Source organism: Proteus genomosp. 6, assembly GCF_040139785.1.
Classification (GTDB): domain Bacteria; phylum Pseudomonadota; class Gammaproteobacteria; order Enterobacterales; family Enterobacteriaceae; genus Proteus.
Genome location: NZ_JBEEVJ010000019.1, coordinates 1 through 25,335 on the forward strand (window position 1 = coordinate 1; position 25,335 = coordinate 25,335).

Annotated in this window: 26 protein-coding genes and 4 pseudogenes; 18 read left to right on the forward strand and 12 right to left on the reverse strand. The window is 39.6% G+C overall.

Annotated features, from left to right (window positions below):
* Positions 1-82: 82 nt before the first annotated feature.
* The 3 genes and pseudogenes from aadA1 to lnu(F) form a co-directional block, all read right to left on the reverse strand.
* A pseudogene (gene aadA1, locus ABN212_RS17560) lies at positions 83-921 on the reverse strand (ANT(3'')-Ia family aminoglycoside nucleotidyltransferase AadA1).
* A 16-nt stretch (positions 922-937) separates the two neighbouring features.
* Positions 938-1,411 (reverse strand): trimethoprim-resistant dihydrofolate reductase DfrA1, encoded by a 474-nt coding sequence (dfrA1, locus tag ABN212_RS17565; protein ID WP_000777554.1) that lies wholly within the window; start codon positions 1,409-1,411, stop codon positions 938-940.
* Positions 1,408-2,253, reverse strand: a complete 846-nt coding sequence (gene lnu(F), locus ABN212_RS17570) for a lincosamide nucleotidyltransferase Lnu(F) (RefSeq protein ID WP_070342364.1) — start codon at positions 2,251-2,253, stop codon at positions 1,408-1,410. Before lnu(F) ends, dfrA1 begins: the two co-directional genes overlap by 4 nt.
* Positions 2,254-2,638: 385 nt before the next feature.
* Here lnu(F) and intI2 point away from each other — a divergent pair.
* Positions 2,639-3,616, forward strand: a pseudogene (gene intI2, locus ABN212_RS17575) (class 2 integron integrase IntI2).
* Between the two features lie 187 nt (positions 3,617-3,803).
* On the opposite strand, the gene ABN212_RS17580 reads toward intI2, so the two are convergent.
* Positions 3,804-4,043 carry a BrxA family protein gene (locus tag ABN212_RS17580; protein WP_001353740.1) on the reverse strand — a complete coding sequence of 80 codons (240 nt, stop codon included), beginning with the start codon at positions 4,041-4,043 and terminating at the stop codon, positions 3,804-3,806.
* 509 nt (positions 4,044-4,552) lie between these two features.
* Between ABN212_RS17580 and ABN212_RS17585 the strand changes: the two genes are divergently transcribed.
* From ABN212_RS17585 to ABN212_RS17605, 5 genes are all read left to right on the forward strand, one after another.
* Positions 4,553-5,251 (forward strand): DUF4365 domain-containing protein, encoded by a 699-nt coding sequence (locus tag ABN212_RS17585; RefSeq protein WP_072070783.1) that lies wholly within the window; start codon positions 4,553-4,555, stop codon positions 5,249-5,251.
* Between the two features lie 20 nt (positions 5,252-5,271).
* Complete coding sequence (locus tag ABN212_RS17590; RefSeq protein WP_125894566.1) at positions 5,272-6,279, forward strand: hypothetical protein; 1,008 nt, start codon at positions 5,272-5,274, stop codon at positions 6,277-6,279.
* Between the two features lie 492 nt (positions 6,280-6,771).
* On the forward strand, positions 6,772-7,521 hold the full coding sequence (gene lepB / locus ABN212_RS17595; RefSeq protein ID WP_125894564.1) for a signal peptidase I: 750 nt from the start codon (positions 6,772-6,774) through the stop codon (positions 7,519-7,521).
* Between the two features lie 104 nt (positions 7,522-7,625).
* Positions 7,626-7,844 carry a hypothetical protein gene (locus ABN212_RS17600; RefSeq protein WP_125894562.1) on the forward strand — a complete coding sequence of 73 codons (219 nt, stop codon included), beginning with the start codon at positions 7,626-7,628 and terminating at the stop codon, positions 7,842-7,844.
* Positions 7,845-7,978: 134 nt separating this feature from the next.
* Positions 7,979-9,153, forward strand: a protein-coding gene (locus tag ABN212_RS17605) for an IS3 family transposase (protein WP_259693822.1) whose coding sequence is annotated in 2 segments (ribosomal slippage) — positions 7,979-8,222 and positions 8,222-9,153 — 1,176 coding nt in all. Because the reading frame shifts where the segments join, the coding sequence is not laid out codon by codon here.
* 99 nt (positions 9,154-9,252) lie between these two features.
* Here ABN212_RS17605 and ABN212_RS17610 read toward each other — a convergent pair.
* From ABN212_RS17610 to ABN212_RS17630, 5 genes are all read right to left on the reverse strand, one after another.
* Complete coding sequence (locus ABN212_RS17610; RefSeq protein WP_201287957.1) at positions 9,253-10,158, reverse strand: IS66 family transposase; 906 nt, start codon at positions 10,156-10,158, stop codon at positions 9,253-9,255.
* A gap of 99 nt (positions 10,159-10,257) precedes the next feature.
* Positions 10,258-10,569, reverse strand: coding sequence for a hypothetical protein (locus ABN212_RS17615; RefSeq protein WP_125894530.1), 312 nt, complete (start codon positions 10,567-10,569; stop codon positions 10,258-10,260).
* Positions 10,569-11,129: a FlhC family transcriptional regulator gene (locus ABN212_RS17620; protein WP_125894528.1), complete on the reverse strand. Its 561-nt coding sequence runs from the start codon at positions 11,127-11,129 to the stop codon at positions 10,569-10,571. Before ABN212_RS17620 ends, ABN212_RS17615 begins: the two co-directional genes overlap by 1 nt.
* Positions 11,126-11,680: a hypothetical protein gene (locus ABN212_RS17625; protein WP_159227764.1), complete on the reverse strand. Its 555-nt coding sequence runs from the start codon at positions 11,678-11,680 to the stop codon at positions 11,126-11,128. The genes ABN212_RS17620 and ABN212_RS17625 overlap by 4 nt, the downstream gene beginning before the upstream one ends.
* Entirely contained in the window at positions 11,670-12,218 is a 549-nt protein-coding gene (locus tag ABN212_RS17630) for a transglycosylase SLT domain-containing protein (RefSeq protein ID WP_023159981.1), read from the reverse strand. The genes ABN212_RS17625 and ABN212_RS17630 overlap by 11 nt, the downstream gene beginning before the upstream one ends.
* A 486-nt stretch (positions 12,219-12,704) precedes the next feature.
* Between ABN212_RS17630 and ABN212_RS17635 the strand changes: the two genes are divergently transcribed.
* Positions 12,705-13,163 carry a hypothetical protein gene (locus ABN212_RS17635; protein WP_023159980.1) on the forward strand — a complete coding sequence of 153 codons (459 nt, stop codon included), beginning with the start codon at positions 12,705-12,707 and terminating at the stop codon, positions 13,161-13,163.
* Positions 13,164-13,498: 335 nt separating this feature from the next.
* On the opposite strand, the gene ABN212_RS17640 is transcribed toward ABN212_RS17635, so the two are convergent.
* Positions 13,499-13,918: a hypothetical protein gene (locus tag ABN212_RS17640; protein ID WP_023159979.1), complete on the reverse strand. Its 420-nt coding sequence runs from the start codon at positions 13,916-13,918 to the stop codon at positions 13,499-13,501.
* A gap of 323 nt (positions 13,919-14,241) precedes the next feature.
* Here ABN212_RS17640 and ABN212_RS17645 point away from each other — a divergent pair, with 323 nt between their 5' ends.
* From ABN212_RS17645 to ABN212_RS17685, 9 genes are all read left to right on the forward strand, one after another.
* Positions 14,242-15,054: a DUF4942 domain-containing protein gene (locus tag ABN212_RS17645; protein WP_072070759.1), complete on the forward strand. Its 813-nt coding sequence runs from the start codon at positions 14,242-14,244 to the stop codon at positions 15,052-15,054.
* A 296-nt stretch (positions 15,055-15,350) separates the two neighbouring features.
* Positions 15,351-16,310 (forward strand): plasmid segregation protein ParM domain-containing protein, encoded by a 960-nt coding sequence (parM, locus tag ABN212_RS17650; RefSeq protein ID WP_071547977.1) that lies wholly within the window; start codon positions 15,351-15,353, stop codon positions 16,308-16,310.
* 4 nt (positions 16,311-16,314) lie between these two features.
* Entirely contained in the window at positions 16,315-16,695 is a 381-nt protein-coding gene (locus ABN212_RS17655; protein WP_072070758.1) for a plasmid partitioning/stability family protein, read from the forward strand.
* A gap of 10 nt (positions 16,696-16,705) precedes the next feature.
* Positions 16,706-17,197: a hypothetical protein gene (locus ABN212_RS17660; protein ID WP_023159976.1), complete on the forward strand. Its 492-nt coding sequence runs from the start codon at positions 16,706-16,708 to the stop codon at positions 17,195-17,197.
* A 1,117-nt stretch (positions 17,198-18,314) separates the two neighbouring features.
* Positions 18,315-18,461 (forward strand): hypothetical protein, encoded by a 147-nt coding sequence (locus tag ABN212_RS17665; RefSeq protein WP_158516018.1) that lies wholly within the window; start codon positions 18,315-18,317, stop codon positions 18,459-18,461.
* 71 nt (positions 18,462-18,532) lie between these two features.
* Positions 18,533-19,369 (forward strand): replication initiation protein, encoded by an 837-nt coding sequence (locus ABN212_RS17670; RefSeq protein ID WP_072070757.1) that lies wholly within the window; start codon positions 18,533-18,535, stop codon positions 19,367-19,369.
* A gap of 2 nt (positions 19,370-19,371) precedes the next feature.
* The gene (locus ABN212_RS17675) at positions 19,372-19,599 is read left to right on the forward strand and encodes a hypothetical protein (RefSeq protein ID WP_071547973.1); all 228 of its coding nucleotides are present in this window, start codon (positions 19,372-19,374) and stop codon (positions 19,597-19,599) included.
* Between the two features lie 261 nt (positions 19,600-19,860).
* Complete coding sequence (locus ABN212_RS17680) at positions 19,861-20,694, forward strand: DNA replication terminus site-binding protein (RefSeq protein WP_048609121.1); 834 nt, start codon at positions 19,861-19,863, stop codon at positions 20,692-20,694.
* Positions 20,694-20,987 carry a hypothetical protein gene (locus ABN212_RS17685; protein WP_072070755.1) on the forward strand — a complete coding sequence of 98 codons (294 nt, stop codon included), beginning with the start codon at positions 20,694-20,696 and terminating at the stop codon, positions 20,985-20,987. The genes ABN212_RS17680 and ABN212_RS17685 overlap by 1 nt, the downstream gene beginning before the upstream one ends.
* A 100-nt stretch (positions 20,988-21,087) precedes the next feature.
* Here ABN212_RS17685 and ABN212_RS17690 read toward each other — a convergent pair.
* Together ABN212_RS17690 and ABN212_RS17695 are read right to left on the reverse strand one after the other, a co-directional pair.
* Positions 21,088-21,264 (reverse strand): annotated as a pseudogene (locus ABN212_RS17690) (ISL3 family transposase); the annotation flags it as partial.
* Positions 21,265-21,351: 87 nt separating this feature from the next.
* Complete coding sequence (locus tag ABN212_RS17695; RefSeq protein ID WP_008126957.1) at positions 21,352-24,336, reverse strand: Tn3-like element ISKox2 family transposase; 2,985 nt, start codon at positions 24,334-24,336, stop codon at positions 21,352-21,354.
* 137 nt (positions 24,337-24,473) lie between these two features.
* Between ABN212_RS17695 and ABN212_RS17700 the strand changes: the two are divergent.
* Both ABN212_RS17700 and ABN212_RS17705 read left to right on the forward strand, forming a co-directional pair.
* A pseudogene (locus ABN212_RS17700) lies at positions 24,474-24,710 on the forward strand (hypothetical protein); the annotation flags it as partial.
* A gap of 86 nt (positions 24,711-24,796) precedes the next feature.
* Positions 24,797-25,258: a DMT family transporter gene (locus ABN212_RS17705; RefSeq protein ID WP_198478452.1), complete on the forward strand. Its 462-nt coding sequence runs from the start codon at positions 24,797-24,799 to the stop codon at positions 25,256-25,258.
* The last annotated feature ends 77 nt before the right edge of the window (positions 25,259-25,335 follow it).

A 25,335-nucleotide genomic window follows, 5' to 3' on the forward strand; every position in this document is an offset into this window, starting at 1 on the left:
CACGCTTAAAAATAATAAAAGCAGACTTGACCTGATAGTTTGGCTGTGAGCAATTATGTGCTTAGTGCATCTAACGCTTGAGTTAAGCCGCGCCGCGAAGCGGCGTCGGCTTGAACGAATTGTTAGACATTATTTGCCGACTACCTTGGTGATCTCGCCTTTCACGTAGTGGACAAATTCTTCCAACTGATCTGCGCGCGAGGCCAAGCGATCTTCTTCTTGTCCAAGATAAGCCTGTCTAGCTTCAAGTATGACGGGCTGATACTGGGCCGGCAGGCGCTCCATTGCCCAGTCGGCAGCGACATCCTTCGGCGCGATTTTGCCGGTTACTGCGCTGTACCAAATGCGGGACAACGTAAGCACTACATTTCGCTCATCGCCAGCCCAGTCGGGCGGCGAGTTCCATAGCGTTAAGGTTTCATTTAGCGCCTCAAATAGATCCTGTTCAGGAACCGGATCAAAGAGTTCCTCCGCCGCTGGACCTACCAAGGCAACGCTATGTTCTCTTGCTTTTGTCAGCAAGATAGCCAGATCAATGTCGATCGTGGCTGGCTCGAAGATACCTGCAAGAATGTCATTGCGCTGCCATTCTCCAAATTGCAGTTCGCGCTTAGCTGGATAACGCCACGGAATGATGTCGTCGTGCACAACAATGGTGACTTCTACAGCGCGGAGAATCTCGCTCTCTCCAGGGGAAGCCGAAGTTTCCAAAAGGTCGTTGATCAAAGCTCGCCGCGTTGTTTCATCAAGCCTTACGGTCACCGTAACCAGCAAATCAATATCACTGTGTGGCTTCAGGCCGCCATCCACTGCGGAGCCGTACAAATGTACGGCCAGCAACGTCGGTTCGAGATGGCGCTCGATGACGCCAACTACCTCTGATAGTTGAGTCGATACTTCGGCGATCACCGCTTCCCTCATGATGTTTAACATTTTATTAACCCTTTTGCCAGATTTGGTAACTATAATTTATGTTAGAGGCGAAGTCTTGGGTAAAAACTGGCCTAAAATTGCTGGGGATTTCAGGAAAGTAAACATCACCTTCCGGCTCGATGTCTATTGTAGATATATGTAGTGTATCTACTTGATCGATCAGGCTTTTGTATATCTCCCCACCACCTGAAACAATGACATGATCCGTTATTTTCTTTAGGTTGGTTAAAGCATCTTTAATTGATGGAAAGATCAATACGTTCTCATTGTCAGATGTAAAACTTGAACGTGTTACGACCGCATACTTTCGGTTGGGTAATGCTCCCATTGATTCAAAAGTCTTGCGTCCAACCAACAGCCATTGGTTATAGGTAATAGCTTTAAACAGGAGCTGTTCACCTTTGGCACTCCATGGAATATCAGGGCCATTCCCGATAACTCCATTCTTCGATATAGCTACCATTAGTGATAGTTTCACAATTCTTCCTCAGAGGTTAACATTTTATTGTGCGGCGTCGCAGATTCATTTAGCAACCTTTTTGTCTGCGCAATTACAATTCTCGGAAGCTCGATATTCAGAGGTCCAGCCACACTCCTGAACAATTCGAGACTCCACTTCCACGTTTCATGATAGGCTACACATAGTGCTTTTGGTTCCGCGCTGCCTGTGCATGCCAGGTAGCGATTATACGAGTCCTCCGAGACATCCTTTTCGAGCGCGCGTGAAGGTGTCGGCCAGTGGTCTGTTGCCCCTTCATGGAGGCGAACCAACTTGAGTAAGTTTTCATGTGCTTTGCTGAGCAAAGCCCAGGCGCGAGCATACTCTCCCCGATTTAAAAGATTTGCCCCAAAGAGCATCAGGCTGATGAGGTTCAATACAAGTCCTTCCACCAGCGGCGCGCCTTCACGTTTCGGGGGACTGCCCACGAGAGCACTCGCGTACCTTGACAACTCTCCTGATCGGTCCAACAAAACAGCCTCCTCAAGCGAGGGAAACCACCCGTAGCCTTGCCAAGTGGAAATGACCGGTATGTCCGATTTTCGCATGAAATGGAATTCACCGCGAATGCCGTTTTCAAAAAGCGCGGTGTGGTGGCCGAAGTCATCCGGAAAGTAAGCTGCAACCGGACTTACAGCATTAAGCCACGAGCGCTGATCGAAATTTTCAAAATGATCATCCTGGATGAACACTGCAAATTCGATATCAGAGAACTCGTCACCCTCTCCGATAGCAAATGAGCCGAACATCAGCGCCGCGATTATTCGTGCATCCTCATGGCAAGCTTCCTTGAAGCGTTCGATCATTTTCTGCTGAAGCATTGAAACATCCTTTTGTTGAAGCCACTGATTCTGCGGAAAGGTATACGCAGCTTTTGTTTTATTCTTACGCACAACATTTTATTAGTAAGCATGCTCGTTTTGTCACCCGCTGATGCTTACCGTTAATTAATATAATCACTTGTATTAAATAGACTTTCTTTAAAAATACAAGACACTCTGTTATTACAAATCGTGCATGCCGTCTATCCTGCTTGCACGATGCACATTATCTCACCCAAAGAACTCATAACATTTTAATTTATTTAGCATTAAATTAAAACTCTACCGGTAAACAAGCATCTCTAGGCGTAAAAAACAGGCACTTTTTTAAATCCCAGCTAGAATAGGCTGTATAGGCAGACAGTTGCAAGACAAGGAGCGTTTTATGTCTAACAGTCCATTTTTAAATTCTATACGCACGGATATGCGACAAAAAGGTTATGCGCTGAAAACTGAAAAAACTTACCTGCACTGGATTAAGCGTTTTATTCTGTTTCACAAAAAACGTCATCCTCAGACCATGGGCAGTGAAGAGGTCAGGCTGTTTTTATCCAGCTTAGCAAACAGCAGACATGTAGCCATAAACACGCAGAAAATCGCTTTAAATGCCCTAGCTTTTTTGTACAACAGGTTTTTACAACAGCCGTTGGGCGATATTGATTATATCCCTGCAAGCAAGCCTAGACGGCTACCCTCTGTTATCTCTGCAAATGAAGTGCAACGCATTTTGCAGGTTATGGATACTCGCAACCAAGTTATTTTTACGCTGCTGTATGGTGCAGGTTTGCGCATTAATGAATGCTTGCGTTTGCGGGTTAAAGATTTTGATTTTGATAATGGCTGCATCACTGTGCATGACGGTAAGGGTGGGAAAAGCAGAAACAGCCTACTGCCCACGCGCCTAATCCCAGCAATAAAATAACTCATTGAGCAAGCGCGGCTTATTCAGCAAGACGACAACTTACAAGGCGTAGGGCCATCGCTGCCTTTTGCTTTAGATCACAAATACCCTTCTGCTTATCGACAAGCGGCGTGGATGTTTGTCTTTCCCTCCAGCACGCTCTGCAACCACCCGTATAACGGCAAATTATGCCGCCATCATCTGCATGACTCCGTTGCGCGAAAGGCATTGAAGGCAGCCGTACAAAAAGCAGGCATCGTTAGCAAGCGTGTCACTTGTCATACATTTCGTCACTCGTTTGCTACGCATCTATTACAAGCGGGGCGTGATATTCGCACTGTGCAAGAACTCTTAGGGCATAACGATGTTAAGACCACGCAAATCTATACGCATGTGTTGGGTCAGCATTTTGCCGGCACCACCAGTCCTGCGGATGGACTGATGCTACTTATCAATCAGTAAAAGTAGATAAATATCTTTATGTAGCCCTGAGTAGCCCCTGATACTTTTTATGGTGAAAAAGATAAACAATCATAGAGGGGATAAATATGAGCCAGTTCTACCATTGTTCAGATAAGTTTAAGCAAGATACTGTCAATCACAGTGACCATTCATGGTCATTACACTTCCTCCAGTTGCCAGACAATGCCTAACATAAAAACGCAAAAGCCCAAAAGTCAGAGCTTAGGTGTTCTAGGCGTTTTCTAAGCGCTGAAGAAATACGTCTTACCGTAGATTGCGTGCGTTTCTGAAGCACATTTTCCTTATACATGGCTTTATCCCAGGCAGCTTCATCAAGCTCTTGGAGTAACAAGCCAGTAATAATGCGACACTCTCGGGTTTGTAGCGAGCCGCTGGTGAGATCGGAGTTATAGCGGAAAGGGGTCATTTGTAATTATTTGTGGGTGGAGGATAGTTAACTTATTATTGTAGTTGGAAGAGGCTGCTTTCCAAACATTAGCACCTCGTAATGCTTGTTACTGTATATTAATTTATGCTCTTAGCGCATGTTAATGGGCTATTACAATGCATAATGTCCACATCAAGATAACTGTGGCTTAACACCTGTACAAGCGAAAAAAATCAATCACCTGTCCGGAAATACGGGATCACTGTAAAGTGTTGGTGAGGCAGTCTAGGAGGGGGATTTAATTTGGGATACTGATGAAAGGATTATGATCAGTTGGATATAGGATCGTACTAAGCTGAGCGGCAGGTTAGCTAGATTAGTTAACCAGATAAGTGAAATCTAGTTCCAAACTATTTTGTCATTTTTAATTTTCGTATTAGCTTACGACGCTACACCCAGTTCCCATCTATTTTGTCACTCTTCCCTAAATAATCCTTAAAAACTCCATTTCCACCCCTCCCAGTTCCCAACTATTTTGTCCGCCCACAATGATTGAAATATTTGAAAACAGTAATCCAACGGGTGATTGTTTTTTTGTACAATCTAAAGGAACTGTCAGTTCATTTGATGAAACTGTAAAACTAAGTTTTCCTGTTAAAACAATAAAATACGCATTATTATTTAACGTTCCTTTTTTTATATTTTATACATCCATACCATCAAATGAAACTAAATACATATGGTTACAAAAGTATGTGGAAATACACCTTAATAATAAAAATCAAAAATGGCAGCAACAAGAATCAGTGACAATCACATTCCCTGAAGAAAATGATCTATCCTCGAATATTGAAAAAGTAAATGAACTATTAACGAATCACCGCGCAACGTCACAAAGTTTAGCATTTCTAAAAGTATATGAAGAATTAGTGTTTCACGCTAGAAATGTTTTATCTGGTGAATTTGGAGTGGGTCATACTTGTGTTATTTACTGTTATAAATTAGTAAAATTAAATTGGTTAATTAATTATCTAGCATCTAATACTTGTGTGAATATCGAAAGAATGAGTATTTTCAATATGAAAGATGCATTTGAAGAAATTGCAAGTACAAATATTATTGACAATGAAAACAGGAACGTAATTACTGAACAATTAAAATTATTGAGCGAATTGAAACAAATTATTATATCAACAGAATCTAGAGAAGAACTAGGCTGTGAAAATTACGGTTTATTCCCATTTTAATTACATCAAGTGAAATAAACATGCGAAATCTAACGGTATGGACATTATCTGAAATAACAAAACTATTCGGAACCATTAATGAGCCGTTTTTCATCGAAAAGATATGCAGATTTACCGGACGTAGTGTAAATGATGTCCTCTCAAAATTATTGAACATGGGGTTGTGTGAAATAAACTATAAGGATAATAAGATATCTACGGCTAGGAATACTAATTTAAATCACCTCATTCCTCATTCATCATTTATTCCTAAATTATTAGAACTTGGTTGGATATATGAGTTATCAAACAGGGAGGAATCTCTTAAAGCCCCCAAGTGGTGGGTAAGTAATGATCAATTTCCTATGAGCAACACTAACGATTTGAATCGTAATGAAACAGTATGGGTTAATGAAGAAATTCATACAGTTATCTCCATGATACAAAACAAGATGAACCTAAGCTCAATCGCAGATAAGATACATAGAAATCAATCATCTATAACTACAATGTTAATGGATCTTGGTATTTTAGAATGCATTGACAAGCAAGAAATATTTTTGTCTGAAGTTAATGAAGTGAAACTTTCAAAGTATACATTTAATAATGCGCTTGTTCTTATTAATCATGGATGGGTTGTTACCAGCAATAATTTACATGCGCCTAATTGGTGGCTTGAAAATAACAAGGATAATGACAATGTCCATAATAACCACTGCAATGAAAGTGAAAAAATAACCGGTAGTGACAGCAGACAATTGTATATGTTTGTTAAAACTGAATTAGAGGGTATCCTAAACACTATTCATGAAAATAAGCGTATCGACGAATTGTCAGATGTCACGTATTTGGGTTATACACTGTCAGATTTAACAACCTACATCGGTATTACTTCAGTTAGGGCAGGGCAGCTCACAAGGAACAATAAAATCCACATGAGTTATTTTATGGATAAACCTTATAATATAAAGAAAATATTGATTAATTTTGGCTGGAAAGTTTCAGAGGATTTATTAGCAGCTCCTGAATGGTGGTCTAATGAAGAATAAATACACTACATTCATTCGGATCATTTTTTTAACCGTCATTTGTGTATATCCAGCATATATGTTAATTCGAAAAAGAAATATAATTGATATTTCAGTATTAATATTAACTGTTTTAATTGCATTAGTAGGCGATTTTGTTGAATCTATTCCGTTAATTGAATTATCTAAGGTATTCGCATCATTCTTTCTTCTTGCAATTTATGTATATTGCTATCGTATCTATTTTGAACACTCTAAAAATCATATTGATTCAATCAGCTTTAAAACAGTTAATAACAAGATAGGACATCTTGTTTTTTCCAGTGACACTATATGTTATTTTTTGCCTTTAAAAATAAGTAGCCACTTTAATATGTTATGGTTTTATGGATATTTGAGAGCCGTAACTATGCACCACCAAAATAGAAAGTGATACTTTTAAGACTGTTTACTAAGAAAAAAGATACCATATAACGGGTACATTGCCTTTTTAATTTCTGAAGGCTGAAGCTCATGAACTTCATAAGTACCCTTATTCTTGCACTTATCCTACGAATTCTTTACCTCATATATCGAAAACGTAAGCCTAGTTTTTATACTGTTAGCTTGGTAATAATATCAGTTATTGTGTGGTCCGTTAAATCCTACCTATTGGACTATTATATTATCCCAACATCCTCTATGGCACCGACATTGAAAGCCGGTGATCTCATTTTTGCAAAGCCGGTTGACGCGCAAAAAGAGCAATTGATGCGTGGAGATATAGTGATTTTCCGAGCTCCTGCATTCCCTTCATTCATTTATGTAAAACGCATAATCGGATTGGCTGGCGATACTATCACTTATGCCGATGATAAGTCGGTCCAGATCAACGGAAGGATGATCGGGCAGCTAAACCATCATAATGACCATACGAGTACCTATCAGGCGCTTCAGGAACGTAATACGCAACAATATGATTATGTCATTGATAACCGTAAACCATTCGTTAAGCCGATTTATACACAATGGGTAATTCCTGATGGATATGTTTTTGTTCTTGGCGATAACAGAGATCATTCATGGGATTCACGTTTTTTTGAAAATGCAGTTGGAACTCCACGCCATTTGCGAGGGCTTGTTAAAAAGGAACTTTTGATAAGCCGGTATTTAGCCACGGCTTTTACACTTGAGTTTATGAAAAGCGATTTTGATATAGGGGAGAATAGCTTAAAAGTAATTTCTGAAGCTCAAACGGCAGAGGGGAATGATGGGGATAAATAGAAGCTGTATCGCATTAATTTGCTTTTTCTTGTCCTCTTGTGGTTCTACCACAGGGGCGATCACTACACACGAGCATCTTGTGACGCAAGCCACACAAGATAAGCATGTCAGTTCTGGTGGCTTCGATAGATGTATTGGCAAGAGAGATTACTGGTCTTGAAGCAAATGAAATAAAGCAACTCTATGAGGTGAAGGGGAGTGACAACACATTAATTAAAATTGATATGGCATCTATACCATGCTCGATATTGCTTAAAAAGAACACAGGTCAAAGTAGTGAGATTTGGCTTATAACTGATATGGGTTGCAATGAATATTTATAAAGTCTCAGTAATCAGCTCCCTTTTATTTTCTTCTATGTCGTACAGCAAACCTGTTTTTATATGAAGTGGCATAGTTAATTTGGCCACCTGACTAGAGGTGATATTCTTACCTCAATAACATCACAGGTGAGCACATGGTTAAGCAATATTCAGCAGAGTTTAAACTCGAAGCCGCTAAAATGGTGGTTGACCACCATTACTCTGTGGCTAAAGCCGCACAGGCAATGGGCGTGAGTCTTGCCGCACTTAATCGATGGGTTAAAAAACTGCGATTAGAGCGGCAAGGTAAAACACCGACGGGACTTCCGCTTACACCCGAGCAAATTGAACTTCGTGAGATGAAAAAAAAGATACAACGCCTTGAAATGGAAAACGAAATCTTAAAAAAGGCTACGGCGCTCTTAATGTCGGACTCACTGAAGGATTCGCGATAATCGACAAACTAAGAGCGCATTACCCCGTCACAACGCTCTGCCAACTTTTTGAACGTCATCGCAGTAGCTATCGTCATTGGCATCATCGAATGAAGGATGCAGTACCGGATGGGGGGCGAGCGATTAAACGGAGCTTAGTCAAAGACGCTTGGAACTTAAGTGGCGGCTCTGCGGGTGCAAGGACGATCGCCACCATTGTCACGACGCAGTACAGTGTGAAGATGAGCCGTTACCTTGCAGGTAAGTTAATGAAGGAGCTTGATATTACGAGTTGCCAGCACGTGAAACATCGCTATAAACGCGGGACAAAGGAACATGTCGACATCCCGAATTTACTCGACCGCCAATTTGCTGTCACAGCTCCCAATCAAGTATGGTGTGGCGATGTGACGTATATTTGGACAGGAAAACGGTGGGCTTATCTCGCCGTCGTGTTAGACCTTTTTGCCCGAAAACCTGTTGGCTGGGCACTCTCCACGTCTCCCGACACCACGCTGACATTAAAAGCCCTGCAAATGGCTTGGGAAATGCGGGGGCAGCCAAAAGGACTGATGTTTCATAGCGACCAAGGCAGTCATTATACCAGCCTTGAGTATCGTCAACGGCTATGGCGTTATCAAATCGCCCAAAGCCTGAGTCGACGGGGTAACTGTTGGGACAATAGTCCAATGGAGCGATTTTTTAGAAGTTTAAAACATGAATGGATGCCTTCTATGGGCTATGGAAGCCTGAAAGAAGCAGAACACAGAATTATTCTTTACATCACAGGCTATTACAGCAGCATCAGGCCTCATTGGTATAACGGGGGATTGACCCCAAATGAATCAGAGCGGCTGTTCTACATACAGTCTAATGACGTGGCCAATATTAGTTGACCACTTCAAACTGACCCTCGCTTGCACAGAGCCTTATTGTACTCCGCCCAGTTAGTTATCTTCTTTTTTGCTTTACCCATGTCACCACCGTTCTAGCCATCACAAAGGATCAGATCGCAGAACTTGGAAAAGGTTCAATGGATTTAGGCAACAACGCCCAGAATATTGGTCAGTCACTAAAAGGTGTGAAACCGCTTCACCAAGTAGTCGTTTGGCAGCATGTTGGTTTCTTCCGCTGTTAATTTGGAAAAAGGCTACGTTATTGCTGAGTGCGGCCCACATCCAGCGTTTATCATTATTGCGCTGATGTGAAGTCTCATCAGCCATAATCAGTTTAGATGCTTTTACTGTGTCATGAATTTGAGTATGAGTATCAGCTAAGTATTCAGTGACTCGTCCTTGCGCCGCAGATATTGCACCTGTTGAGAAGTTAAGCTGGAAGACGTCTTTCAGCATAGATTGTATTTTACCTATGCTTTGGTGGTGCTGCGTCGCTTGGATTGCGATAAAGCTATGTAGATTTGGCCCCATTTGAACATCGGGCACAGACTCTGGAAGCTCCGCTTGATGTTTATCACCACACCATGAGCACTCGCCTTTAAAAATTTGATGTTCAACAAGCGTGTATGAGATATCTGGCAAGTCAAAGATTTGGTGTCGTTTATAAGGTTTTCTATTTGGAATAACACACCCACCGCAGTGGCATATCTTATTCGGTAAGTATTGCTCAACCGAGGCACTGTCTTCAACAGGGTGAAGCAGTCGGCGATGGCCTTTATGACCTGGTTGAGCTCCTTGCTTTTTTCCAGATTTATTCCGATTCGGCGAAGTATTTTTAGCTTTATTATGCAGGGGTTGTTGAGATGATGGCACAGAAGAGTTGCGACTATTTTGGTTTAGCCTATCTTCAAGCTCAGCCAACTTATTCCATAAAAAGTGGATGATATCTTTCGCCTCTTCAGGCGAATCGAAATCTGGCGGTGGAGGTAATGTTTTCTTATTCATACCTCCAGATTGCCACCACAAAAAGATCACTCAAGTTGAATGTGGGATCAAGTTAACTCAGTCACATAAATTTGCTGTCAATAGCTCCTTGGTGAATAGTTACCTTTGTGAGATGATTTCTCTTAACTGATCCATCCCTTTTGTATCGCTTACAACAATAGGTTCCTTAATTTTTTTTAATGAATTTCCTTTCTGACTTGGTACTAACACAGCAAAGATTGTGTAATTATCCGCATCATCATCTAGATTATTCAACCCTATTGATTTAGCAATTTTGAGAGCTTCACTTCCATTTTCAACCACTGGTTTTGAAGCCTCATTATTATATATCCAATTACTATTTTCATTATTAGCACAGCCGGATAACACTAATGAAAATAGAATTCCTGTAATCATTTTACAACTTTTCATTATTCACCCTTATTATTAATGAATTCATTTTCTTTAGATTCAGAGCAATAAGGACATTTCATATTGCAGGAATCCTCTGATTCGTGTGTAAGATAGGTATATTTCTGCCGACACTCAAAACAGCCAGTTAAACCAATTATTCCATTTCGGTAATTGGTTGCAATTTGCCATGCCAAGTTCGGATCAATTATGTGTTTCTTTAATGGATCATCAAAGAAACCACAATGAACATTAAATAAATGGCGGTATGCTTTATAAGCACCAACCAATTCTTCTATTTGCAATCTATTTTCTGGATCTTGTGCAGTCATTAAATATACATGTAAAAAATCAGTTGCAGATCGTTTATCATGTTGATTAGCTAATATAGTGCTAATTTTTCTTAGTCGCCCTAACGTAAAATCATTATCCTCATTATCAATTCCTGAATCATTTCGTAAACATCCATACATACGTGGAGATATTGCTGGAATCTCAGACAATATTACATTCTTTCTAAATCCAAGTTTTATCATATCAATTGCTAATTGATAACCTTCTGGCGCAATAGTTAATTTCATTTAAACACCTTTCCACATAAGCGCGCTCTAAATTTAAGATAGAATAATACATCATCATATTTTTTATGATAACCATCACTATCGACTAATCTAGTTGATATAATCGAAGGTCTGTAAATTGGAGAAATATTTATTTGCTTTGAATACAAAGAAAACAGTATTTCCTTAAAAGAAAACTTATTAATTGTATTGTATGACTGACAATCATTAAACCAAAAGAAATGATTAGTATCTGTGCCAGACATGCTGTTAATAATTGCTGATTCAATTAGCATTGTTAAACGCAAAAATGAAACATCCAACAGAGATTTTTTAAAATTTGGGTCTTTCTTAGTATATAAAGACTGAGAATCCTCTTTATAGCTTAATATATAAGCAGGCACTTTCAATCCACTGAAAAAATCTCTCATAATGGAAAAATCTTCAACAAAACAGGTTTTGTCAGAATTGACGATCACAAATGGATTATTATCAACTCTTTCAGAATTACTTAATAAACTGAAAAGTACATCAGTCATTTCAGTGTTGTAGCAATTTATTTTATTGTTCATTTTCTTTCAATCTTTTCCATATGAGCAGAACTGATTCACCATATTCTTTAGCTTTGTTCTTTAACGCTGGATTTGGTGTGTGATAATTACCGATGGCTTGCGCTATATCATTTGGAGATAGTTCAATCGCTCGACACAAGACCTTCGCTGATACCTCAATGTTCTTATCTACATCTAATAACTCAGCAGGGTCAGAAACATAATTACTACCGTTCCAACGCCAATTAATTTGTGTAATACCGATATCAGTCAATGCTGAAACGCTTACATATTCCCGCACTTTTCGGACAGCATCATCTCGGTTCACCGGATAATAAGAGCCCATAATTGGGTTATTTAAAGCATAGCGATGGGGTGCAACAAAGGATTTATCGCCTGTTCTATGGGAGCTCTCTTTAAGAGCAATAGCATAGAGTAAAAGCGGATCGAGGTTACATTGTTTAGCGTGCTTTTCCCACGAGGTATTAGTTAAATCTACAACAGCAGCCTCGCAAATCGCAGCATTAAAAATGCTTAAAAACAGAAGAAAGCGTTTCATCCTCCCCTCACTTATTCTGAGCATATACGTATATATCAGTATAAATTATAGTAAGACATACATTAGTCGTCAACACACTATCTACGACTAATGCAATTTATTATACATTTATTTACAGTATGCGTAAACAGAGAGGGAGTAAAATTTCACTTATATTCAACATGTTACATAATATAAATAATTAGTGGCATGATACTTATTATCCAAAGAAATTAATAACATTCGCATTAAGTCGAAAATAGGTGTTTTATGGCTTAAGAAAGACAATTCTTTCTTCTGCACCAAAATTGTTATCGGCACATTTTCAAAAAACATTAAGTCACCAAGGGGGTTTTGGTGACTTAATGTATCTCACGTATTAAGTCACCAAAACAGTAGTTACGACTTAGTGTAATCGAAACATTAAGTCACCAATAGGGTGGTTACGGTATAATTAGTTTATGTTAAAATGACTTTTTCTGAACCTTTTCTGGAGTGCTGAAATTCATGTCAGTATCATATGAAGATGCGTTATTGCTAAAGCTGGAAGCAATCCTTGCTGACTGTGAGGAAGCAATAACTGTATGCGCTGATAATGCGGTAAATCTGATCCAACAGTTTATGCAAGAAATAAATAACAAACAGCTATTCTCCCCATACCTGCCAGTAATTCATAACGACAGGGGCTCAGTACGGATTCGATGGGGAATGGTTGTGATGAACAAGGCGACTAAAAAAGTTGGCTCTATGCGTAATGCTCCAACCACAGGTAATGGCGATTTTGACATACGCTATTTTTCAATTCGGTCTGATGAAGTACGCCAACTTATTCAAAAATACGAGGATAAGTTTAAAATTATCAGGGCTGACATTAAGCAAACCAAAAATATTACTAAATCATTGAAAATGAGAATTACACATTTGAAAAAGGGCACAAGAAAAACGGTTATCGGTGTTACTCGCTGATTTTTATGTTTTTTTTGTTTACTGTGAGCCGTAGGCGATCTTTTAGGGGGTACTGTGAGCCGTAGGCGATCCTTTCCCTGTCTTTAAAAACAGCGTAGGGGCGATTTTGAGAGGACTTCCACACATCATCGTGGATAAGCATTGGCGTACAGGCTAAAGTGGCTCAGAATCGCTTAGACGAAGCATATATGATATTAAAAAGCCACTACTTGCATCCATTCACTTTTTTCAGCCATTTTGTGCAGTATTTTACGAATAAGTAGAGGCTTTCCCTTTGGGGAAGATAGCCAGACACAATAAGCTCTGACTATTTTTCTGTAATTTAATATTGAATCTTAATTAATTAATCTTTTCCATATATCCATACTTGAATCTGCTGATATTTTAATTACATCCCAATTAATACCGTAATTACAATCATGGTTGTTTTTAAGTGCCTCCAATACATCTAAACAAAAATTCTTTTTATCATTATCACTTAAATTAAAATAGAAAACATCAAGATCAGTTTTATTAAATTCATCTAATTCTGTTTCACTATCCCAACCGGAAACAATACTTGCATGAATATCTTCAGCACACCACGTTACCGAGAAAAAGTCTTTCTCAGTAACAGTATATTCTTCAACACCTATATTCGACTTGCTTATTATTCTACGCGCTTCCTTTTCAGACTTTGCTTGTACATCAAATGAAGCTAGAGCATAGTTATTGTTATTAAGATTAACCTTATACGATACATTATAGGTATTCATGACTCATCCTCGTTTAATTATTATTAGCTGTGGTAATTAATTATATTTGAGAATTAATAATATATTCGTACAATGCTGAAAGCAATATTTTTGTAAAAATGATAAATACAATATCACCACTTATATAAACACAACAATTCATTATACAATTAATTACCAAATTAACAGAATTAAATTAAATCTTAATTATTCATCTTTAATTAAATAATGAAGTTTTCACTTTGACAAATATATATCTTTATTGTTATTTGCTTGATATGGTACTACTTCTATTTTTTCTCGCCTAACGTATGCCATATAAAAAATTAAATTGGATTTTATTAATGAACCTTAATACCAATACTAATATCATCGAATCAATTGAGATAGACAGAGTAATTGCAATCCGAGAACATGCTATTAGCCTATATAAAGAATCACTCTCTAAAGCAGCAGAGGCTATCGAAATATTAAAAACAATTCCCAATACCAACAATCATTTTCCTCACCAATGCATAGAGGACGATTTAATTGATTTGCAATACCCTAGAAATACTAATGATGATGATAACAGAACACGGTTTGAACTTTGGTTAGACAGAAAGATATGGAAAATGTTTATTGATAAATCTGGTATCAAAACAATCATGAGCAATAAACAAATAGAAAAGTTACATTACGACCTTTACGATATGAAATCGCCTATATTCAACTTTGAGAATGCATTAAGCACTTTTACAAGTTTAAGCGCTAACAAAGCTGATTCATTTAAGAATGGATTGATGGATGCGTTGCAATCTGTCTCATGGGATTACAAGAGTAATAATCCTCGCTATCTTGGCAAAAAAATAATAATGGATAATGCTGTTTCAGTTCGTAAGTATTCAACTAGATTTAATAAGACTGACACCGTTAACGATCTAGTTAGAATATTTTGCATCTTACAAAAAAAACCAATTCACGAATTTCAAAATAGTGTAGGGCTATATATATCTGATAATGTGCGAACTAATAATAAAAATTTTGAAACTGAATTTTTCATCGTTAAGTGGTACAAAAAAGGCACAATGCATCTATTATTTAAAAGTGAAAGTTTGATAAATAATACTAATGATTTGATCGCAAAACTTTTCCCCTCAGCATTGCCGCCTTTGTGATACACATTCACAGTCAAGGTATCGAGGTATATCTACACACATCAGATATACCTCAATTAATCCTCACACAGTAATACCACATAGAATAAGCCTCATATAAACCTCAGTTATGCATCACACCCACATCTAAATGATATATTTTCATTTTCATTATGATTTTTACACCCTGATATTTCTCAAATTAATCTCATATCAACCTCTTGCGACACTCAACTTCCACTGTTAAAATTACAAACATACTCAATATCGCATCAAATAAATCTCAGATGCATCACATTAACAATTAGAGGCTTCAAATGCGTATTTATATAGATGATGGTTCTACTAACATAAAAATGCTGTGGGAACAGGATCAGGAAGGTGAAGTAATTAAAATTAGTCCTAACAGCTTCAAACGCGGTTGGGGTACGGCTTTTGGTACTGGCAAACCATTCAACTATACCGTTGATAACGAGAAGTATTCATTCGATATTATTGATCCTGACAATTTGCCAACTAACAACGTAGCTTGGCAGTATAGCCCTCTAAACGCAGTTGCAGTGCAACATGCACTTCAGATTAGCGGTTTACCTCCCCAAGAGGTTGAAATCGTTGTCACTCTACCATTGGCAGAATTTTACGATCAGGATGCGCAATATCGAATGGATAACATCCAACGCAAAAAAGATAACTTAATGCGCGAAGTTCAAGTAAGCCGGAATGAACCTTTCAAAATCAAAAAAGTAACCGTTCGTCCTGAGTCAATTCCTGCGGGTATATCTTTGTGTGATGAATTAAGACCCAATCATTCTGTACTGATTATTGATATTGGAGGCACCACAACTGATATCTCAATGGTTTCTGGTCAAATGACGTCTGTATCACGCATTTTTGGTGATCCTACGCTTGGCGTATCATTGGTGACTAACGAAGTCAAAAGAGCTTTGGCGAACGCTTCAACAGAAACATCCAGCTATAACGCAGATCAACTCATTATTAACCGGCACGATGAAAACTATCTGTTAGATAACATCAACAGCGTTGATGATATTCAGATGGTGAAAGATGCCATGAATAGCAGTATTGAACGACTAAATACCCGTGTGCTCGATGCGGTCAGCACCTTTAAGGGCTATACACATGTCATGGTTATTGGTGGTGGAGCTGCGCTTTCCGCTGATGCAATCAGAAAGAAAATAGCAATCCAACCAGAACGTTTCTACGTGGCTGAAGAACCTCAGTTTGCTTTGGTTCGGGGTCTGAAATTATTAGGATAACGTTATGAAACAAGAGCGTAAAAAGATAATTTTGTATCTTCGTCCCGAACTCAGCGAGGCTGATAAATTCGCAATTAAAAAGATTGAAGAATCGCCGGTTCAAACTGAAGCAGTACGTACAGCGTTACTGGCAGGGATCGCATTAGGGGAAATTGATGATAGATTGCCTTCTTTGCTGGCTTCAATTCTATCAGACAGGACAAAGGCTGATACCTTCAAAGTAATGTTAGATTCCTTTCTAACTGTTGATAGTGACGGCACTCATGCTCACAATAAAGTAAATTTGAGTCAGGCAAAACGGGCGTTACTGACTGATAAAGTAAAAATAGAGAAGGAGCCCCCAAGTCAGGCAGCACAGAATTTGAAAGGTTCATTACCAGATTGATGGGTGGTGTATGTCCGAACAAGTGTATGGTGAGACTTTAAAGTTCTTCGCCGATTGGCAGAAACACGAAAAGAAACGTTCCTGTCTTAACTTTCAAAAGGTAGTTTCCAGATCTGGCGTTCCTACCCTTAACATCGAGATAGCACCTCTTGAAAAGGATGGAACTGCAAGATGGGAACAGAAAATGACTATTCAGTTATCCTTAAAAGAATTGACTCAACTCACTGCATTAGTTCTTCTATCAAAGAAGTATATTGATAATCTAGATGCCCGATATCATGGGGGTCATAGAAACAAAGGGTTGTCTGTCTTTGATAATGGCAAGTCAGGAATGATTTTCTTGATCTCTGAAGCAGGACAGACGCTAGAACACGGTATAGATCAATACCAACGTTTGGAACTTGCTGTGTTCATCGTACAGCAGCTATCCGCAGCGTTAAAAATAAGTTATGCATGTACTGTTGTAACGCTAAAAAGTCTGTATTTGAACGACACTCATTAACTGAGAAGCCTAAACATTTGTTTGGGCTTTTTTTTTCAATCATAAATGAATTTACATTTTTAGCTCTGAACAGCGAGAGACATGAAAACTTGTTTTCGTGTCGGTGTCGCTGTTGAACAAACGAGCAAAGCGAGTGCGTTAGAAAGCATAAGAAAATTGTCCACAGTGAAGCACATCTTAGCATATTAAGATCTTTTCTTTCTTTTTAGATCTTAAAACATTAAAACCTTAGATATGGGGATATATTCATAATAATCATTTAGTTACGATATTAAAGGTCGTCGCTGATGCAGTGAAAGGTCGTCGCTGATGCAGTAAAAGGTCGCCGTTGATGCAGTGAAAGGTCGCCGTTGATGCAGTGAAAGGTCGCCGTTGATGCAGTGAAAGGTCGTCACTTGTAAAGTATATGCGGTTAATTATTAACCAAGGCTCATTATTTAATCAAAAAAATCCTATCCTATTAATTAATATTAGTTTATTTTCTAATTTTGTTGTGGATAAGTACGATTTTCTTAAATGTTTTGTAATATTCCACTACCGAAAAAGTATATTTTTGATTTGCTGCAAAAGGTCGCCGTTGATGCAGTTAATCAATAAAAAGGTATTTTTCTGCTGGTGGCTAAAGGTCGCCGCTGATGCAGTATAAATATATACTTCTATCATAATTTAATCCATATATATCAACACGTTATGCAAAAGGTCGCCGTTGGTGCAGTATAGTCATAAAAAAAGGTACTTTTCTATTAAAGGCTAAAGGTCGCCACTTGTGCAGTATATAACGGTGTAAATGCTTAAAATAAATCCTTATATATCATATTGTTACACTAAAGGTCGCCGTTGATGCAGTACGGTCATAAAAAAAAGGTATTTTTCTGCTGGTGGCTAAAGGTCGTCGCTAATGCAGTATAGAATGGTGTAAGCATGTATATATAATCCTTATATATCAATCGGTTATGCTAAAGGTCGTCGTTGGTGCAGTATGATCATAAAAAAAAGTTATTTTTCTGTTTAAGGTAAAAGGTCGTCGTTGATGCAGTATAGAGTAGTATGGTGGACTTCATTAACTTACTGTTTATCAGTATGTTAACGAAAGGTCGCGACATATGCAGTTTGTCATATGGAAATTTCGTTAACTGACTTGGCAATAAGCCGTCATGGAAGTATTGCTAATGTGAGAGGTAACATACTTTATGTATTTATTATCACAACGTTAAGGCTATTTTCGTCTGGTGTTCAATACTCCACCAGCTACGTATTACTTTAAAGGTCACTTTGCTTTTAGACAAAACAACCTTTAGAATATATACCTATCATGTTGGAATTGAGTCTTTTGTGATGAAAAAGAAGCAAATCAGTAACTTAACACTTTATACTAATGTTCGTCATTCTGATGATTTCAATCTTTCTCTCGCCAGCTTACCTATACCGGCGAAAAGAGTGCTGTTTCTTATTCTCGCTCAGATATCTGATCCTAGAGAATCTGTTGATGAAGATGAAATATGCTTTGAGGTTAAAGCTAAGGAGTATGCTGAAATTTGTGACGTGGACCTTTCAACTGCGTATAAATCCCTTCCACTCGCCGTAGATACTCTGTTGAGCTCTCACATATATGAAGATCTAAGTGAGGAAGGTTTTAAACGAGCTTCAAAAACCAACATTACAACGAGTGCTACATATTACTTTGACGAAGGCTACTGCAAAATATTCTTTAACCGTAGGGTATTTCCCTATTTCTTTGAATTATCAAAAAAATTCACGACACAAAACCTTTTTTATGTAGCTAGATTATCGGATGCTAGTTTGGCAAATCTATATCAGCTAATTATGAAACGGTACTCTAAACGTAATACTATTGCCGAATATAAAACGTCTTTCACAATTGGAGTTGACGAACTTAAGGACGAAATGTGGCTGTTCAATATAGATAAGAAAGGCAATAAGGAATATCTCTATCAAAGCTATAAGTATTTTGGTCAGTTTTTAAAGCGGCTGGCGGTTAGTTTGGGTGAACAAACGAATATCAAGGATGTTTCAATTGCGATTGAGTCACGTAAAGGACGCAAGGCTTCTGTGTTACGCATATCCTATGTTATTCACAATGAAAAAGTGGGTGGTTCTATGCCTACCGATAAGGAACTGGACGAGCTCGAAAAGCAGATAGGTTTATTATAGTAATGATGTATAAAAATAAACGATTACAAGAAAAAATTACTCAGTTCAGTTTGCAGAACCCGAATTATAAAAAAAATGCTATGTTGAACCATATTCAGGATGATTTATTTGAAATGAAATCATCAGGCATGTCTTGGAATGCGATTATGGATGCTTTACCGGCTTACGGCTTGATGGTCAGTGATAGCAGTTTTAAAAAATTTTTGAAGAAATCCAGAGAACAAGAATAATAGCATGATCGGTCATATTTCATTTTGTAAAAGTCGCCATGAAATATGCCAACATACAAAAGATGGTGTAGTTACATGGGCGTTCCACCTTGAACAGCCGCGCCTAGAGAAAAGGGGGAGAAAAAAAGAGAAAAAGAGAGAAAAAAGCGCGAGTCAGGGGCGCAGATGTCTAAGTTTCGCTCCTGTATTTGTTGAACGCTTATTTGTATGTTGGCATATTTGGTTATGATTCTTTCTTTCTAAGAACAGGAGTTTCATGTGATGCTTGATAGCTATATTGGTTCATTGCTGAAGTACCTCCACCAGCTTGACTCTCTTTTTCGAGATACAAAGGTAATTTCAGCCCTTACCTGTGTCATTCCACCGGTAGAAAATGGTTGTGATGATATCGGTAAATGCATTGAGCCGGTTGTGAATTGGGGTCCTCATGCCTATACATCGGTTATCTCATGTTGGCAGGACTTATACATTTCTCCGTTGTACTCACAAAAGTTTGCGAGGCGAACAGCCGGATATGTACAGTTATCAACTGCGGCTATGGAACTTGCTGATCATCTAATCAAAATCAATACCGTAAAAAACAATATCAGAAGCTCGGTTGTCGCACTGCCGAAATCTGAGCGTTTCAGAATTTTGCGTAAACATCTGAGTAACGTAATGACACTGCATTTGTACCGGAACATTCCTGTATTTAACTCTGACGATGTGATCACTCATGCTTCATATACGTGGGGCTTAAAAGGACTCATGCAGAAAACAGACCCTGTTAAGCTTTATCAGCTCATAGCTGACATAGCAAAAGGCAACGCTGAGTTACAGGACTTAATGGATAAAATCCAAGAGTGCCCTGCTAATAGGCTCAGAATAAAGCGTAGCGTTACGCCGCAGCCGATCTGCAACCTAACCTTTGCCAGTGGGAAAAAACGCTGCATAAACGCTCCTGTGCCGTTTTTGATAGTGCAGGATCAGGATTTTAAAGTAAGTCCCCTGCCATTGTTTACTGCTGAAGCAGACAGACAGGAGCGTTCTGACAAACACAAAACGACTCTCCTTGGCGTGTTTAGGGGGCAACAGATAATTAAGTTGGAAAAATGATGAAGAAAAAAACACAACGGGAATTCTCAACCGCTCGTTTTTACTTTTGTGCTTCAGTTGCCATGTTTTCGTTGATGGGGTGCGTCTCATTGGAGGAACGTGAAAGAGTTGCGTTTGAACTCGTAACAAATGAACCAAACCAAGAGAATATTCAATCTTATCTGAAGCTGGCTGAAGAACTACAAAGAAAGCAGGTTGATGAAGCCAGACAAGCGGCAGATGCGGCTACGTATGAGCGAGACAAAGAGCTCAATGAATATTTCAAACAGTATGGGAGGACCTATAAAAAATGATGAACAACACAGCGTTGTTACAGCACATAGCCTCTGAATTTAGGGTATACGGATTTAATGGTTGATGGGGCACCTTTACCCCACCAACCTGATACCATTATCAGATGGTTGATAGATCGACCCCGTAGTTGAGTTCCTCTGCGAAGTCCGGCAGTCCGTAACCGATGGTTTTCTTGTAGAACGGAGAGACCTTCGCGGTCGGGGCCTTCTTCTTGTGCTTCGTGGTGTAGAGCATTCGTGCCCGCATCACCTCGAAGGAGTAACCACGTCCTTCACGGGGTTCTAGGGATTTTCCCCTCTAAAGTAACATAAATCGCCACAACCCTCGCAGTTAATGGCTTGTGGAGCTGGGTTACCTTTCATTTTAGACTTCATTTTCAACAATAGGCCTAGTTATTTCCTGTAAATCAGGTAGTTTGCGGTTACTAGCGAACTGATAAGTGCCGCTCAGATTAATGTTCTGCCATGCAACGGGTGATACTTGTCGAGTTATTGCTGCTTTTTCCTCGTCACCAACTTCTTCAAAGTGCAGTAATAGATGACTTAGGATCATCGAGTTAAAGTAGATAATAGCATTTGCCGTCAAACGGGCACACTCGTTCCAGACGACTATTTCTGATTCGTTTTTTCCACGGAACTGGTCACGATTGACCGATGCAATAGCTCGCCTGAGGAAATGCCAGGCTTCGCCTCGGTTCAGTGCTCGTTGAACATATTGGCGCAGACTTGCATCATCAATATAATCAAGTAAATATTGGGCTTTGATGAGCCTATTATATTCCGTTAATGCTTGTAATATAGGGTGTCTAGATGGATAACCAGATAATTTGCGTACTAGCAATGCCTGTGTTGTGCGTTTTTCTTGAAGGGATAACACAATACGCTGAATATCCTGCCAGCCTTCTTCAATCACATTCATTTTTATCGGCTTTTTCAGCGCCAGATGCGTGTTTCCGTCGTCGCTTTCAGTTACGTTAAATAGGTCATTGATCACACTGGTGAACTGAGCATACCTAGGCGCAAAACTATAACCGCATAAATCCAATAAGGCATAATTAACATGATTAACACCATGGGTGTCGGTTGAGAGGACATCTGGCTTAAGATCACTAGTATTAGATTGTAGTAAGTCGTAAATATAATGGGACTCATGCTCATTAGATCCTATGATACGGGCATTTAACGCACTATGATTGGCAACTAACGTCATGGCCGTAATACCTTTGTTGGTGCCGAAGTATTTCGAGGAGTAGCGAGTTTTAAAAGTCTCAAGGTGAGTTTCAAATTTTTGCCCATCGGTACTGGCGTGCAGGACGTCTTCTTGGATGTGATAGTGGCGGAAAATAGGGAGTGCCGCTACTGCGTTATTGATGATATCACTAGCCTCTTGCAAGGTTTCAGGCCTAATATAATTAGCTTGTATAGTGCTTAGATGCTCATAACTGCGATCAGATATTTGTGCCATCCCATATACGCCGCGATGTGTCGCATTCGCAATTAGAATAGCCAATAAATCATCCTGATTGGCGCCTACTTGTTTTTGTATTGGCAGCACGTGTGCGAAGCATTGCATAAAGTTGGTTTCTTGTTCAACATAACGCAACACATCAGCAATACTGACGGGGATCATTTGTTTAAAGAAAGGGTTGTTGACAAGTGATTGGGAGCCTTTAACTGGCAGTCGCCATCGTGTGCCACTTCGGCTCTTCATGATCACATTGCGGTTATCACCATTATCAATGTGACGAGCAACATCTTCTAGGGATGTTGTTAAGCGTATTTGTTTTACTTGCAGTAGCTTCTGAATCGGCTGCTTTAGCTTTTCCAATGTTGATGATGCCAATAGATCAGGCTGTATTGACGATGCAATTAAGTCGTCTTCTAGCGCACGATATTTAGTGACGTTTGATAAGTAAATTCGACCATTAAGCCGAGAAGCCAGTTGACGGTAAAGCAACCATTCGTATCGCTGTGGATGAACAACATCCTTGTTAATTAACCATGGACGATGTTTTTGTTGGATAAGTGTACTATCCATTGTTTGCAATGTATTACCTGCTAATAGTTCTGTTTTTGTGGTTTTGAGCTGGGTCACTAATGCTTCTGAGCCTTTACCTGCTTGGCATTCAAGACATAGAAACACGGGCCTTAATAACTGCTCAATTAACCCGTTTTGATCATCATAATATTGCCATTGATATTCTTCTACCGTGCGTTTTTGCTTTTTTAAGTACAGGCATAGCGTTTCTATATCTTGGTTATTCATTACACTTAATGCTTGTTGCCTAACCGTTGCAAATGGTTGATTATCGTCGATACTGTCATCAACAAACAGATGCAGTAATTCTGCGGCTTTGGTGACATTGTCTGCAGCTGACCTCCATGAGTCAAACACTGCCTGTTGGGCAAACGCATGCGCAGCTTCTTGTTGTTTACGGATATGATGAATAAACCCATCAGCCAATCGCTCTAGGCTTTGCCGTATGCGTTGAGTCAGAAAACACAGCAACCATAGGTGTTGCTGTGGACGCTTAAAGCGTTTTAGTTTACTGCCATAATAATCCACCATTTCACCGAAGTGTTGTTGGTTTTTAGACGATAAGGCTAAGCCCTTAACAGCATTATCAATCTGTCTTGTATAAGGCTGTAACTGATGATACACCGTCAGTTCTTTTTTTAGCTCTGTCACCATAACGCTTTTTGCACCGGCTCGAAGCTGGCTTAAGGAGAGCCCATCTTTGTCATCGATAATAGTATTTAGAAATCCGTGTAGTTCAGATGAAACATGAATACGAAGCTTATTATTTAACGCCTTCTTGACCTGTTGGATAACACGACTGATAAGCTTTTGTAAGACAGTATATTTAGGGATGGCAATTCTATGCGTTGCTAGATATTCAGCGGCTGCATCGAATAGATAACGAGGCTCAAGCCAAGCTTTGCCGACCATAACAAGATGTTCGTACAGCGGCGCAAAGTGCAGACTTTCGTCCCATTTCTGATAGTTTAATAACCTCAGTATTCTTTGATATATACGGTCACGCTGCATCTTATTAATGCTGAAAGGCCTGATCCCTTTGCCTCCTTGAACTTGCGTTGAAATAAACTGCATATCGTCAAAGATGAGGTTAAAGCTAGGTGAAAGAATCACAGGCTTAGACTTAAAATACCCTAATAACGCAATGAAATAGCATCGGTGGTTCCTTAGGCGAATACTTTTCAACTCTGTTAACTCGATCTCGTTTGGCGTAAAATACAATCGTTGTTGTTCAAGTGATAATAGCGGCGGAGAATATAGATCAAGCTGCTCAGCTTTGGTAAGAATTGATAGTTCGTTTTTTATAGCCATAGGAATTAAATTAAGTTTAAGGGGTTGTTAACCTCATAATTTGCCATACTTTGGAGAAGTAACCCACCTTTGTATGCCTTTAAATATGGTGAGTATGGCGATTTATGTTACTTTAGAGGGGAAAATCCCTAGAACCCCCTGATCGCCTGAATGGCCAGCTGACGCTGCCTGATATCACTAAATACCGGGCACTCGACGCCGACCTGATCGACGGGGAACATTGGCGAAAAAACAAATATACGCTGCTTCAACAGAGCCATTTTACAAAATTAGCGGAGGAGCCTGAAAAGCTGATCAAACAGATGGCCATGGAATTGGATACCCGTTTGTACGAAGTCGGCGAATATCTTGAACAGGACTACTATCGGCAACTTGACGAACTATCCGTCAACACGCCTTAACTTAAACAAAATACCCTCCGCCAAACCCGGGGCGGTTCACTTCTTCGACGAGAAAAACCATGCAAAACATTCTGATGAATCTGGCGTTTTATCTCCTGGTTGTTGCTGCCGGCGCCAGCTTTTCCCTGCAACAGGCGGCCAACAACCATCTTCGCGCAGAACTGCTTTCACCATGGTGGGCAGGTTTCATCAGTTATGTCGGCGGTTCCCTGGCCATGCTGGTCATGGCGCTGGTTTGTCGCGGCCCTGGCCTGTCATGGGATATGCTTTCGCGTACCAGCCCGTTTTCATGGACAGGCGGTATTTTAGGGGCGATTTACATTGCCACGGCCATTTTCATGATCCCGAAACTGGGAGCAACAACGGTTCTGGCATTGATGGTGGTCGGGCAAATGCTGCTTTCCCTGATGCTCGATCACTATGGCCTTCTTGGTATCCCGGATTATCCTGTCACCGGTATCCGCCTGCTGGGCGTTGTCCTGCTTGTTCTTGGGGTAGTGCTGATCAGATGGCAGGCATAAGATCAAGGGATTCGAAGTCATGCGAGCCCTGCGCAAAGGACAGGCTCGCCCCTGGTGCCTGCAGCCCGGCATCAGGG